10 protein-coding genes are annotated in these 14,078 nt (G+C 48.4%); 2 read left to right on the top strand and 8 right to left on the bottom strand.

All coding sequences use genetic code 11. The features are described 5' to 3' along the window. Positions 1-49 precede the first annotated feature (49 nt). The 5 genes from HMPREF1640_RS00235 to HMPREF1640_RS00210 form a co-directional block, all read right to left on the bottom strand. The gene (locus HMPREF1640_RS00235) at positions 50-1,246 is read right to left on the bottom strand and encodes a porin (protein WP_036891393.1); all 1,197 of its coding nucleotides are present in this window, start codon (positions 1,244-1,246) and stop codon (positions 50-52) included. 158 nt (positions 1,247-1,404) lie between these two features. Next, positions 1,405-2,457, bottom strand: coding sequence for an L-asparaginase 2 (gene ansB, locus HMPREF1640_RS00230; RefSeq protein ID WP_036891392.1), 1,053 nt, complete (start codon positions 2,455-2,457; stop codon positions 1,405-1,407). 38 nt (positions 2,458-2,495) lie between these two features. Next, positions 2,496-3,842: an anaerobic C4-dicarboxylate transporter family protein gene (locus tag HMPREF1640_RS00225; protein WP_036891391.1), complete on the bottom strand. Its 1,347-nt coding sequence runs from the start codon at positions 3,840-3,842 to the stop codon at positions 2,496-2,498. 608 nt (positions 3,843-4,450) lie between these two features. Beyond that, positions 4,451-6,511 (bottom strand): hypothetical protein, encoded by a 2,061-nt coding sequence (locus HMPREF1640_RS00220; RefSeq protein ID WP_036891419.1) that lies wholly within the window; start codon positions 6,509-6,511, stop codon positions 4,451-4,453. Positions 6,512-8,267: 1,756 nt separating this feature from the next. Further along, positions 8,268-9,281 (bottom strand): class II fructose-bisphosphate aldolase, encoded by a 1,014-nt coding sequence (locus HMPREF1640_RS00210; protein WP_036891389.1) that lies wholly within the window; start codon positions 9,279-9,281, stop codon positions 8,268-8,270. Between the two features lie 436 nt (positions 9,282-9,717). On the opposite strand from HMPREF1640_RS00210, the gene HMPREF1640_RS00200 reads away from it, so the two are divergent. Both HMPREF1640_RS00200 and HMPREF1640_RS00195 read left to right on the top strand, forming a co-directional pair. Continuing rightward, positions 9,718-9,930 carry a heavy-metal-associated domain-containing protein gene (locus HMPREF1640_RS00200; RefSeq protein ID WP_036891418.1) on the top strand — a complete coding sequence of 71 codons (213 nt, stop codon included), beginning with the start codon at positions 9,718-9,720 and terminating at the stop codon, positions 9,928-9,930. Between the two features lie 78 nt (positions 9,931-10,008). Then, positions 10,009-11,943, top strand: coding sequence for a cation-translocating P-type ATPase (locus tag HMPREF1640_RS00195; RefSeq protein ID WP_036891417.1), 1,935 nt, complete (start codon positions 10,009-10,011; stop codon positions 11,941-11,943). A gap of 203 nt (positions 11,944-12,146) precedes the next feature. Here HMPREF1640_RS00195 and HMPREF1640_RS00190 read toward each other — a convergent pair whose 3' ends face one another. The 3 genes from HMPREF1640_RS00190 to HMPREF1640_RS00180 all read right to left on the bottom strand — a co-directional run bounded on the left by HMPREF1640_RS00190 (position 12,147) and on the right by HMPREF1640_RS00180 (position 14,020). After that, a complete protein-coding gene (locus HMPREF1640_RS00190; RefSeq protein WP_036891387.1) occupies positions 12,147-12,452 on the bottom strand; it encodes a DUF4834 family protein in 306 nt (101 codons plus the stop codon). An 11-nt stretch (positions 12,453-12,463) separates the two neighbouring features. Further along, positions 12,464-13,198, bottom strand: a complete 735-nt coding sequence (pssA, locus tag HMPREF1640_RS00185; protein ID WP_052051626.1) for a CDP-diacylglycerol--serine O-phosphatidyltransferase — start codon at positions 13,196-13,198, stop codon at positions 12,464-12,466. 129 nt (positions 13,199-13,327) lie between these two features. Then, entirely contained in the window at positions 13,328-14,020 is a 693-nt protein-coding gene (locus tag HMPREF1640_RS00180; RefSeq protein ID WP_036891386.1) for a phosphatidylserine decarboxylase family protein, read from the bottom strand. Positions 14,021-14,078 lie beyond the last annotated feature (58 nt).

Here is a 14,078-nt window from a genome sequence, read left to right as displayed (position 1 = left end):
CGTGAGACCTACTGGTATTCAATGCCGTCTCCTTGTTAGGGTATGGGACTTAGAAAGCCTTTATTCTGTACATGAAGCCTAATTCGATGCGATTAGTGCTGTAATTGGCCAACTGGCTCTTTTCGTTGAACTTGTAGTTGCGGCCGATGTATGCCAAGAATATGCGGAAATCTTGTGCCTGCACGGGGTAATACTCCACGCTTGCGAAGTATCCCATTGACTTGCGGTAGTTTTTCAGCTCTTCTATCTTGTTAACGCTGGCGGTCTCATACATGCCTTTGAGCATCAGGTTCCACTGTGGTGCGAACTGCCAGTTAGCTTTGGTGATGAACGAGTTGTAGTGCACGTTGCCATAGCGCAAATTGCCGGCAGGGAGGAATTTTGCCAAGTCGTTGGTGGCAATGCCCAAGCGGTCTACGTCGTCAAAGGCTCCCATGTAGTCGAAATACCATTGGAATTTCGGCAAATTGAGTTTTTGTCCCAATACCACCATTTGGCTATGCTCGCCTTTGGCCTGTGTCTGAGAGCCCCAAGACCAGCGGGTTTGCAACTTGTTGTCAAAGAAGCTACCGTTCCACAAAATGATATAGGTAAGTGGATGATAGCTTGCCTCCACGGCGTTCAAGGTTCGGGTGTCTTTCAACACTTTGAGGTTGGGTCCGTAATCGTCGCTGAGCTTATTGTTATAAGCGTCAGTAATGTTGACGTTGATTTCTTGTGATGGGATTGGTTTGAACGCGAAATTTACGCCGGCCATGAAGTTGTCCATGTTGTCCACCATGTCAGAGTACTGATATATGTACATAGGGTTTTCGTCAAACTCAAATCCACCCCAGTTTTGACACATCTTACCACCCGTTACTCCAAACTTGTCGTTGAATTGGTAAGCCACGGACAAGATGTCGGTAGCTTTGGCGAAGTTGTCCTCGCTCTGTGCCTTGGTGCATCTGTTCAGGCGGTGGCGAAAGCGGTAGGAGAGCTTGTCGGTGATATTACCCTTGATCTCCAAGCGGGCTTGCTTGTTCTTGAACGAGGTGCCCCAGTTCTGGCCATCGTCGTTGGCTTGGAAACTCGATGCATAATTGAAGTACACGTTGAAGGCATCGCTCTTTTTTTCCAACTTGAAAACGCGGTTGGCTAACGACTCGTAGTTGCCGTCATTGCCACCCATGCCTGTGTTGTTGCCTTGTGCGCTTGCTCCCAATGTCATGGAGATCATGGCGCAAACCATCATAATTTTTTTCATACGAATGGATATTATGTTCTTAAATAAGATTTTAGAGAGGAGCCTCGCTATCCGCGCCTACTGCGTGTGGGCTGCCGATAGCGTGTGTGGCAGTTTGTCTTCACATTGTCGGCAGAAGCGTCAGCTCCTCAGTTTATGCAGCCTGTACAGGCTTTCGATTAATATTCCTGATAGTATTTTTGAATTTGTTGCCAGTCGTGTGTCTTGGTCAAAGCCAGCATCAGCAGCACGCGGGCCTTTTGTGGATTGAGGTTGAGCGATGCCACGAAGTGGTATTTGTTGTCGTCAACTTCAGCGTTAAGGTTTGTTGGACCTGTGGGCACGCGGCTTGAGCGCACGATCTGTATACCGCTGTTTTGTGCTTTGATGGCCTCGTCGAACACGTCTTTGTAGAAGTTGCCATCACCTACGCCTGCCAGCACGATACCATCGTATTTGGCGTCAGCAAAAGCCTTGATAGGAAGGGCTGAGCAATTGGAGTAACCATAGATGATACCCACCTGTGGCAGCTTGTCAAGATTGTCTACGCTAAATTCAGAGGCTGTGCCGCGCTTGCATGAAGGGGTCTGCAAATAGTATGCTTTACCATTGAACACGTTACCAATTTGGCCATAGATGCCGCCTTTGAAGGTAGCGCAGTCGGTGGTATGCGTCTTGATAACCGATTTGGCGTCAAACAGCTGATCGTTCATGCAAACCATCACGCCCTTGTCGCGAGATTCCGGTGTCACGATGGTGGCTACCGCGTTATAGAGGTTAGCAGGTCCATCTGCGGATATTGCAGTGGCCGAACGCATGGCCCCCACCAAAACCACGGGCTTATCGCTATGCACGGTAAGGCTCAAGAAGTAGGCCGTCTCTTCCATTGTGTCGGTGCCATGAGTCACGAGCACACCGTCATAGCCCTCCTCGTTGAGCAGCTGGTTGATACGTTTGGCAAGCTTCAACCACACTTGGTCGTTCATGTCTTGGCTGCCAATGTTGCAGATTTGCTCACCCGATACGTCTGCCAAGTCTTGAATTTGAGGTACGGCTGCAATCAGCGTTTGCACGCCAAGCTGGCCGGCGCTGTAAGCGGAGGATGTAGAACTGTTGGCCACACCCGCAATGGTGCCACCCGTTGCCAAGATGCGAACCTTGGGTTTGGCGTACATGCTCACGGTGACAAACAGAGCGACAATCATCAAGATGTTAATGCGTAAGTGTCTCATAATAATTTTTTTTAAATGGTTAATATTATTAATGTGTTTTAATAAAATAGCTGTGTGATAAGAAATGCCAATCCAATAGACACGAAAGTGGTGATAAATCCGGATAGTTGGAAACTGTGGTTCACCACAAATCGCCCTATCCTCGTGGTGCCCGTGCGGTCAAAATTGATGGCCGCTACCTCGGTGGGGTAGTTGGGTAGGAAGAAATACCCGTTGCAGGCCGGGAACATGGCCAGCAGGAATAGCGGGTTGATGCCTAACAGCACGCCGAGCGGATAGATGGTGCGCACGGTGGCTGCCTGCGAGAAGAGCATGATGCTCATGATGAAGAGAATGACCGCAAAGAGGAATGGGGCCGACTGCACCACGTCTGATAGGTGAGCCACGAAGAAATCTTTGTTGCTATTAAAGAATGTGTCGCCCATCCACGCTATACCGAAAATGCTCACCATTGCGTTCATGCCGGCGGCGAAGACGGTGCCTTTGGCAGCTGTTTTCACGCTGCCTTTGCCGATAATCAGGATGAGGGCTGCCGCCGACATCATCACGATCTCTATCATCTCTGATGTAGATATCATCGTCATCTCGCCATCTACCATGTAGTGAGGCCTAAGCTCGGGGAACAAACCGAACACCACCACCATGGCCACGCCTGCCAAGAATGCCCACACAGAGTGTTTGGCCTTTGGGTCGGGATGCTCCTCAAGCTGGTGCATGCGCTTGCGGTCCTCCTCTGGGTTTATTTCGCCCGATGCCACTTTAGCTTGGTATATGGGATCGTCTTCGAGTTCTTTGCCCACTCGGTTTTGCACGAATGCCGCCACTAAGATGGCGATGAGCGAGGCGGGTATGCACACCATCATCACGTCGGCCAGGTCTATGCCTTTGGTACCAAGTATGTCGGTGCTGATGATGGCTGCCGTAGCCGCGCTCACCGGACTGCCGGTGATGCCCAGCGATGCTGCTATCACGCTGACGCTCAGTGGGCGCTCGGGCCTTATCTTGTTGGCTTGGGCTATCTCGGAGATGATGGGGAGGAGCGAGTAGCTGGTGTGCGCCGTGCCAGCGAGCAGGCAAAACACCCAGCACGACAATGGGCCGAGGTAGGTGATCTGGCCTGGATGTTTGCGCAGGAACTTGGCCGTAAGCCCCACTAAATAATCAAGGCCTCCAGTGGCTTGTAGCGAGGCCGCAGCTACGATGACCGAAACAATGATCATCATCACGTCAATGGGTGCCTTGCCCGGTGCCAATCCGAAGACAAACACCAGCAGGAAGGTGCCCACCATGCCATAGATACCCATACCGATGCCACCCACTCGAGCACCGATGAAGATGAATCCGAATACGATGAGCAATTGTATGATAATCAGAGTGGTAGCCATAATGTTTTCTTATTGTTTTGTTTTATGTGTCGAAAGGTACTGATTATTCTTGTATGCTTATGATTTTACTATGTTAATAAATACAAACATTAATATTAATTAAGATTTATTTTTGAGACTATATTTTTGTCTGATACATTTTGTCAGGATGACTTTTGTAAAGATAAACAGGGCGTTAGTGAATTGTTTTGAGCAAAAAAAGATGCGATATATGTCTGTAAATCTCAATAAATATAACAGAATGTCAGAAAGTTGTAATTTATTATTTTTTGACTGGTTGCTTATTTGGAATATTTTGTTAACATTGGTTATTATAATATGATAAATATTTTAATAGTTTCTGTCTGGCTGCTTACGGTTTATAATCAACATGTGAAAGGCATGCTTTTTATGGTATGATAGCAAAAAATGTCGCCGTGTACAAAATGGTGGAATATACGAATTGCGTTTAATCATGTTTTTATTTCTTGGCTGATTCCATAAGCAAGTGTTATGCCGCTCCATATTGTATTATTCTTCATTAGTGCCTTTCTATGTAAAACTGTCTAATAAAACCAAAAGCTATTGTCAAAATCCTGTATGTGCAAATATAATTTATTTCGGTATTTTTAATATGCTTTCAGAAGTGCATTGTTTATAGACTTGTCTATATTTATTTCACCTTTCTCTGTTTTCTTGCCATAACCAATATTGTATGTTAATTTTAGATTTATACATCTTCCATTACTTTCGCTGTAACTCCAGTTATCTTGTTTGTAGCAGCCATAATTCATTGATGTATGTGATACATTGTAACGTTTGAAAGGATTTCGTATCATCCCTTCAACAGAAAGAGCCTTATGCTTCCAACTTACAGAGAGTTCGTACACGGACTTTCTATGTGTAAAACAAGGTTCACTCACAAACAGAGCGGTATATGGTGTCTTATAAGTAGCTTTAAGTAGTAGATTACCAATAAGGTAAGTGGCAGACAAATGAGCTCTCAGGGTGTTCTTTGAAATATCATAGTGCTTGCCTTTAAGAGTGTTGTATTCCTCTATAGCCGTAAGGTTCAGGCGCAACTTATCGTTAAAAACATTATATGAGTAGGATGCCGTAAGCATATTTCCATAAAGGGTGCCCTCATTAACTTTCATGTCGGATACAGTCTGCTCATCTGCGCTATACACATGGCAAATATTATCGAAGTATATGAAGTTGTTATAAGATACAGATATTTTCGTTTTCCCGAATTGTCCGTTATAAGATAAGGTGTTATCAAGCACACGCAGTGTGCCAAGGTCAGGATTTCCTTTTACCACTTCAAAGAAAGATTTCCTTATTGCCATTGTGTTTTTGTTTGAGGGATCAAAGAGAGTGTGAGTGTAGAGCCCATTCAACGATAGTGCGTGATGACCATTTATGATGTAATTTCCTCCATAAAAGGCAATAGGATGGCAATAGTCATAATGCTTCGTATTCAGATTTACTGCGGTATTGGAAATTCCGGCAGATAGGTAGAAGTAATATTTTTCTGAATTTTTGCTAACTTGAAACATTCCCGTAGTGGCATCTGTTATAAGCGTTTGGTTGCCATCCAAGTTCCCATTGTAGGTGTCCTTGTAACTGTTATGGTCGTGAGAGGCGACTGCTGTCAGAGTATAGTTGTTTCTTAATGTTTTGAAATATTGAACTCTTCCCGTTATGGCATGGTTGTTTTCATGACTTTTTGTAGAAACAACAGGATGTTCAGTCTCGTCATATAAACTCGAATATCTATTATGTCCATAAGAGAAAGAACCTGTAAAATCAATCGTCTGCTCTTTTGGAAGCCACAGTGTATAGTTTGCATAAACAGAGGGAGAGATATTTCTGCTCTGGGTAGTAACACTCTTCAGCGTAGAGCCCATGAACACTCCACTATATGCAACATCGCTAATTGAGACAGATTGCGGTACCGCTTGGCGGACAAAAGAAGCATATATATTGAGACGATGGTTGCTGCCGATAGATGTAAGTTTGAGCTTTCCTCCTTGATGGTTGTTCTTGCGGGATGACGATATTGGGGTATTGCTTCTTTCAAGCATATTACCATCAGAGAAAACATATTTGTCCACACCCTCGCTATAGCTATGGTCATGGTTCCAGTCAAACGAAGTTGTAAGCGAAAGGGTCAAGCCTTTATGAGTGTAGTCTATATAGCCAAGATAATTGCCTTGTTTGTAAGCAAATCCTTCCTCTGCTGAGAAATATACATTTCCCCCATATTTGTATTGTATTGTAATAAAATTTAGAACACCTGCCTTCCCGGCATATTTTCCTCCCGGTGTACGAATATACTCAATGGATTGCACGTTCTTTGCCCTGAGCATAGCCACTTCTTCATTCGACACTTCCATTCCATTAACGCATATCACGACACTTCCGCCATTTTTTGTGGTAATGTTATATGTGTGGGTATCAATTTCTAATTCGGGAGAGTTCATCACGTCCAGCAATTCAAATCCATTGGTAGCGTGCTTCCTTTCCAATGCTGTCGGACGCAAAATGGTTTTTCTTGGAGTCTCTATCTGATTGGCACCATCAACGATTACTTTTGGCAAGCTTTTCGCCTGCAACGTATCCTGACTCTGAGCTGAGGAACCAAAACTATAAATAAAGATAATTATTGCTGAAAATAAGTATTTCATATATACCATTGCTATTCCATCTCTGAGGTTAATATTTAATTGTATTTGGCATACTAAAGATGCCATGTACTTTTACTTCAAATTAAAGTACCAAACTTATGCCTTAAAGACACAGATAAACTCTAATGATAGAAGGCTTAGGGACTTTCGTGGATCTACAGGCTTAATTGGTTCTTCTGGTTTGGGTTTGGGATGTAAAATGGGGCATTGGCAGTTGCGCACGGCTGTACCGTCACAATCACTGTCGCTATCTGTTGAGCCACATGGGGTCGCTACAGAAATGGCATGCCCATTCCCGCCCATGACAAACAGATAGATTATAACCTAATCTTTTCTCCGCTTGAGATTTTGTTATAGTCAATTCCTTAAATATCAAAGGCGCGTCGTTTACGCACTCTTTATTTAGGCATTGACAATCTTTTAACGAGATCGAAATTAATTTGACTACTAATAAATATGACGCGCAAAAACATCTCTCATACATAGCAGAAAGTGTACAAGAAAGAGCGTTGTTGCCTAGGAGCAACTTGGTCATAAAAGTGTTATTTTCATCATTAAACATACCCGGCATTATATACGATTAATAATTACTTATATGTGGCGAATATAAATAAATTTTCTTGGTTTTGTAAATATTTACTTCTAAAAATTTCACACGGGACGATTTTTAACATTTCGATATGCCAAAATATTGCAGATTTCATCTTTTTTCTGATTTTTCTCACTTCATGTGCCGAGACATTCCTTGGAATTCTTGGATTGTTGGGAATAAATTACTTTCTTTATCCTTTCAATTAAAGTGTTCTTTGAGGCATTGCAGAATAAAGAAGGGGAAAGAAACTCGCTCGTTTCCAAATCGTAACCCTTTTCTTCTTTATTTGTTGTCATTTCATTGATTATCTGGAAGATACAAAATTTTTAAATTTTTTGTGGGGTTAGATCTGTTTTTGTTTTTTATGATGCAACGGAAAAAAAAGAGTGTTGAAATAGTGTGACAAAAGCGTGCTGAAAACAAGCGTATTTGTGAACGGGCAACGCTTTGTTTGCAAATATGCGCTTTTTGGCTGATGTATATAAATCGTTATCAATAAGGAAGATATGCGATTTGTGGATTTCTCGTGGCTCAATGGGTGGGTTGGGCAGCTGCCATTAGGCCTTATTGGGGACGCGATTAATGTTTAATGACGAGACGTGTACGGCCTAAACAGAGGGCGTTTAGTTACAAAATGTGGTTTGAATAAGTATCATTCATCTCTTGCGCTTATAGAAAATGCGTTCCTGTGCGCGTGTTTTTGCCTGAAAACGCAAAATAGATTTTCTAAAACGATGAGTTTTGACATCTCTTTTTTTGTGATTTATTTTTTACTGATTTGTTTTTGTCTCTATGCTGATTGAGCTATGTGGCGCATGGCATATATTTGCGATGGTGTATGGTCGCTGTTGGTAACAGGCCGCTGGATTTGGGTGGGTTTGTGCGTTGTGGTCGTGACGCGCAGTGTCGCGACGCGCGCCTTATTTGCGCGTAATCAAAAAGGCGGGCTCGCTGTTGATGTCGAACCCGCCTTTATACTAAAATATTTATAAGAAGTTTCAAAAAATAGCTTCGGCGAATTTTGCCTTTATTTTCAAGACAAAAATATAAGGGAAGTGATTTTTAGACTCTGTCTTATTTAATCTTATGAAAAGATTTCCCTGTCATGGCGCGCTTGACGTCGGGTCTTCGCATGCCGATGACGCCGCGTGGGCGGCCAGCCCATTAGTCTAATTGGGCCAATTTGTTGTCGCTGCCGAGCACGTCGGTAATCTTGCTCTTGTAGAGGTCGATCATGTAGCTGCGTGCCACCTTGCCGTATTGGCGAGGATCGAAATACTCTGGGTGCTCCGCCAATGTCTTGCGAACGCCGGCGGTGTAGGCCAAGCGAGAGTCTGAGTCGATGTTGATCTTGCACACGGCGCTCTTGGAAGCCCTGCGAAGCTGGTCCTCGGGGATGCCGACGGCGTTGGGCAGGTTGCCACCAAACTTGTTGATGATGTCAACATACTCTTGTGGTACGGAAGATGAGCCGTGGAGCACGATGGGGAATCCGGGGAGCTTCTTCTCGATCTCGGCCAGCACGTCGAACGCCAATGGTGGGGGAACCAGACGGCCTGTCTTCGGGTCGCGGGTGCACTGCTCTGGCGTGAACTTGTAGGCGCCGTGGCTGGTGCCAATGGAAATGGCGAGCGAGTCGCAACCGGTGCGCTGCGAGAAGTCTATCACCTCTTCAGGCTTGGTGTAGTGAGACTCTTCGGCCACCACGTCGTCCTCAACGCCTGCGAGCACGCCCAACTCTGCCTCGACGGTCACATCGTATTGGTGCGCGTAGTCCACCACTTTCTTGGCCAAAGCGATGTTCTCCTCGTAAGGAAGCGAGGATCCGTCTATCATTACCGATGAGAAACCCATGTCCACGCAGTCTTTGCACAGCTCGAAGGTGTCTCCGTGGTCCAAGTGGAGCACTATCTCTGGATGGGCGCAGCCCAATTCCTTGGCATATTCCACGGCACCCTCAGCCATGTAGCGCAGCAAGGTAGCGTTGGCATAGTTGCGCGCGCCCTTGGACACTTGGAGGATTACCGGCGATTTCAGCTCTGAGGAGGCTGTGATGATAGCCTGAAGCTGCTCGAGGTTGTTAAAGTTGAATGCCGGGATGGCGTAACCGCCACTTACGGCACGCTTAAACATGTCTCTCGTGTTGACGAGACCTAAATCTTTATAACTAACTGCCATTTTATAATAATTTAAAAATGAATGTTTGTGAATAACTATCTATTTGCAAAAATAACATTTTATTTCCTTACTTCAAAGCCGTTTGGCGTTTTTTAATGTTACACGAGGGTTAAAAAAGTTAATAATTGATTAGCATCAAAGCACGCTAAATGGTTTTGCCACATGCGTTTGACAAAATGGCGCGCGGTGGCCTGTTTTATCATGGTGACACGACGCGCGATACCTCATGCAGATGGCTGGAAGGTTTCTGCCGTGCCGCCAATATTTGTGTGGAGTGGGTCGATAGGGTGAGAATAACTGTTAAACCCTGTCAAATTATGCCAAGGGTGACGCAAAAAAATAGTATCTTTGTCAAGCGAGACGAAGTTTTGGTTTCGTTTTTAATTTTTTAATCGTGACCGCGCCGTGTCGCGGCAAGAAAGAAAGGAAACGCAAAATGACAACGAGAACATTTGCCGTGAGTGGTATGAAATGCGCCCACTGCGCGCAAGCCGTGGAGAATGTCGTCAAGGCCGTTGTGGGCGTGGAGGACACCCATGTGGATTTGGCGGCTGGAAGTGTGGCTGTGACGTATGACGAGACGACCGTGTCGCCGTCGGCCCTGAAAAGTGCGGTCGATGCTTTGGGCGGCTACGCCATGACCATTTGAAACCGATTTTTGTATAAAAATTATTTTTTATGAATGGCACCACGCATGTAACGGTGGTGTCAAGGACATGATATGACTATGAAACAGATTATACCCGTCATTGGCATGGCCTGCTCGGCCTGCTCGGCCAACGTGGAGCGCAAGCTGAACTCGCTCAAAGGCGTGAGCCATGCCACCGTGAGCCTGCCCGGGCGAAGTGCCGCGGTGGAATATGACCCTGCCCAAATATCGCTTGAGACCATGAAAGCCGAGATAGCCTCCATAGGCTATGACCTTGTGATAGAGCAAGACCGATCGGTCGAGGAGATAGAGCGGCGCGCCTTCGTGCTGCTCAGGCGCAAGGCCGTGGTGGCTTGGGTGGCTTCTGTCTTGGTGATGAGTGTGTCGATGGGATGGCTCTACGTGGGCACCCGAGACACGGCCAATCAGGTGAGTTTGCTGCTCTGCTTGGTGGTTATGGGCTATTGCGGCAGGACGTTTTACGTGTCGGCGGCGCGCTCTTTGGTTCATGGTGCGGTGGGCATGGACACGTTGGTGGCGCTGTCAACGGGCGTGAGCTTCGCCTTCAGCGTGTTCAATACGTTTTGGGGCGACCGCGTTTGGGGTGCCATGGGCATGGATTGGCATACCTATTATGACGCGTGCGTGATGATAATCACCTTTGTGCTGACGGGGCGCGTCATCGAGGAGCGAGCCAAGGATAGCATGGCAAGCAGCGTGAGGCATCTGATGGGCATGGCGCCTCGGACGGCCCGCCTTTGCCATAGTCCGGAGCCCATGGCCGAAGACACATGCGAGGTGCCCGTGTCCACCCTTGGCGAGGGCGATATTGTGGAGGTACGCGCGGGTGAGAAGGTCCCCGTGGACGGCGAGGTGACATGGGCCACCTCTTTTATGACACCAGACGCGGCCTACGTGGACGAGAGTATGGTGACGGGAGAGCCCACGCCGGCGGAGAAGAAGGTTGGCGCATCGGTGCTGGCGGGTACCATTCCTGCGCAGGGTAGGCTGCGCTTGCGCGCCGTGAAAGTGGGCGAGGGCACCGCGCTGGCGGGCATCGTGCGCGTGGTGAGAGCGGCGCAAGCCTCTAAGGCCCCTGTGCAACGCGTGGTGGACAAGGCTGCGATGGTGTTCGTGCCAACGGTGGCGGCGATGGCCCTTTTGACCTTGGTGGCATGGTGGGCGATTGGTGGCGCGGCGGCCATTCCGCAAGCCATCATGAGCGCCGTGGCCGTGCTTGTGGTGGCGTGCCCCTGTGCTATGGGGCTGGCCACGCCCACCGCGCTGATGGTGGGCATGGGCAAGGCCGCCGAGCGACATATCCTCATCAAGGACGCGGCTGCCTTGGAGGCTATGCGTAAGATAGACGCCGTGGTGATAGACAAGACGGGCACGCTGACCATCGCCAACCCGAACGTGGACTTCACACGAGTCGACACGCTGGCATTGGACGATAGGGAGACGCTCAAACCTCATGCGCGCGAGGCCGTCGAGACGTTGGGCGCGCAAGGGATAGACGTTTACATGATGAGCGGCGATAAGGAGGAAGCCGTGCGGCATTGGGCCAGCAAGGCCGGGATAGCGCACTGGCAAGGCAGGTGCATGCCCGATGATAAAGAGCGTTTGGTGCGACGCTTGCGCCATGAGGGCCATCGTGTGGCGATGGTGGGCGACGGCGTTAACGACACGCGAGCCTTGGCCCTGGCCGACGTGGGCATCGCTATGGGCAAGGGTACGGACGTGGCGATAGACGTGGCGCAAGTGACAATTATGACGGATGACCTTCGTGCCATTCCTTCCGCGGTGAGATTGAGCGCCAAGACCGTCGGGATGATATGGCAAAACCTTTTTTGGGCTTTTGTCTACAACGTGGTGAGTATACCGCTCGCGGCTGGCGCGCTCTATCTCTTCGGTGTTCATTTTCAGCTCACGCCTATGTGGGCAGCCGGATTGATGGCCTTGTCGAGCGTGAGCGTGGCGCTCAACAGCATGCGGCTTAAGTATGTGGCATAGGCGGTATGGAGACGCCTTGGCAGACGAAAAAACGGGGAACGCCACCTGCGCGCGCCCTATGGCTATGAAGAATGGGAATGGATAGCGTACGCGTGGCTCGTTGGTGGTCAGGGCAGAACTATTAGTCTGTTTGGAATGGGAGCCGTGACGGCGCAACGAACGAGAAAGAGGGTGTGGGCAAGCATGTTGGCTTGGCAGGTCGATTACTTCGTTTCCTCGTAATCGACATATTCGCCTTCGTCCTTGCCGAAAATCTTTTGCTGGGCTTTTTCAGGGTCTCGATGGTCTATGATGACATCGCCGGATGGGGTCTTGGCTGTGCGACGATGATGGCGGCCGCCATCATTGCGAGCGCGATCAGACGGAGATGCCCCGGTGGCTTGCCCACGGAGCGCGTCGAGTACCTTTTTCAACCCAGACCTATAGTATAGGCCACGCAGTACCATTACGGCCATCAAGACAAGGATGACGAGAAATAAGAGTATGAATAAGAGTAGTTGCAGGATCATTGTGGCGTACTTTACAATGTGTCGCGCCGTGCGCCGCGCGCCTTGTCTCGCATGCTCATGCCTATTGACAGCGCGACATACCACGCTACGATGATGGCGAATGCCGACATTTTGAAAATGAGAATGAGGGGCACGCAAGACACTACGAAGATGTACTTGACCTCATTGCCTTTCCATCCCCAGTGCTTGAATTTGAGCGCGAACATGGGTATCTCGGCCACGAGCAGCCAGCAACTCACGAAAATCATCAAGACAACCGCCACAGACATGATGGCGGACGACTCAAGGTAGGTGTGCGCTCCCACGACGAGCGAGCTCCAGAACAGGGCGTTGGCAGGCGTTGGCAGGCCAATAAAACCAAGGCTTTGTCGCTCGTCAAGGTTGAACTTGGCCAACCGCAGGGCCGAGAAGGCAGCCATGACAAAGGCCACGAACGGCAAGTAGTCTTGCATGGCGGGTGTGACAAAGCCGGGATAGTCCATCGCCGAGAGCTGCGAGAACACGATGGCCGATGGCGCGAGACCAAACGTGACAATGTCGGCGAGAGAGTCAAGCTCCTTGCCTATGGGCGACGACACGCCCAAGAGGCGCGCCGACATGCCATCAAAAAAATCAAAAACGGCTCCCATCACTATCCACGCGAAAGCGAGCTTGGGCTCTAAGTACAAGGCACAGGTGATGGCTATGCAACCAGAGAGGAGGTTGCAACAGGTAATGGTGTTGGGGATATGCTTCTTGATGCTCATGGGATGTGTGTTGGCTGTGTTAGGAAACGAGTAGCGCGGCGCCGACCGTGCCCATCTCTCAATGCTCCCGCCTGTGTCTTGGCGGGATTGTCGCGAGGGTTGCCAATGTGGCCTATGGCCTCGTCGGCGCTATTTCAAGCGCGCTATGATGGTTTGGTCGCCCACGGTTTTTTGCCCCATCTTGACAAGTATCTCCGTGCCCAACGGCAAGAATACGTCCACGCGCGAGCCGAGTTTGATGAAGCCCAAGTGCTCGTCGATGTAACAATCCTCGCCCTCCTTGGCGTAAGTGACGATGCGACGGGCCATGGCGCCGGCTATTTGGCGGCAGAGCACCTCCGTTCCGTCCTCCGTTTCGATCATGGTGTCGGCCCGTTCGTTCTCCTCGCTCGCCTTGGGCAGCCACGCTTTGTGGTAGTTGCCGTCTTGATGCCGCACGAACTTGACCCTCCCGTCTACCGGAAACCAGTTGGCATGCACGTTGAACAAACTCATGAAGATACTCACCATGATACGCTTGTCGTGAAAATACTCACGCTCTTCCACCTCTTCGATGACCACAATCTTGCCGTCGGCAGGCGCCACCACGATTTTGTTGGTGTTGTCAACTTTGAGGTATCTGATGGGGCATTGGTAAAAATTGAGGATGATAGCGTAAGCTATGCCAAAGATTGTGACAAACGACCAAAACGGCCATTTGGAGTCAAACCCAAACCAAAAGCACGTGGCGACAATGATTATAAAAATCAAACCAAGGAATAGGGTGTTGGTTCCCTCACGGTGAATGCGTATTTTTTTTATTTTTTTTATTCTCTTGCCCATATTAAGAAAAGGGTGTGGTAGAATTGTTGCAAAGGTAATTGTTTTTTATTTAAACGAC

Origin of the sequence: Prevotella sp. S7-1-8, assembly GCF_000758925.1 — a bacterium.
In the GTDB taxonomy this organism is placed as follows: Bacteria; Bacteroidota; Bacteroidia; order Bacteroidales; family Bacteroidaceae; genus Prevotella.
This window is presented reverse-complemented; position numbering and strand designations above follow the sequence as displayed.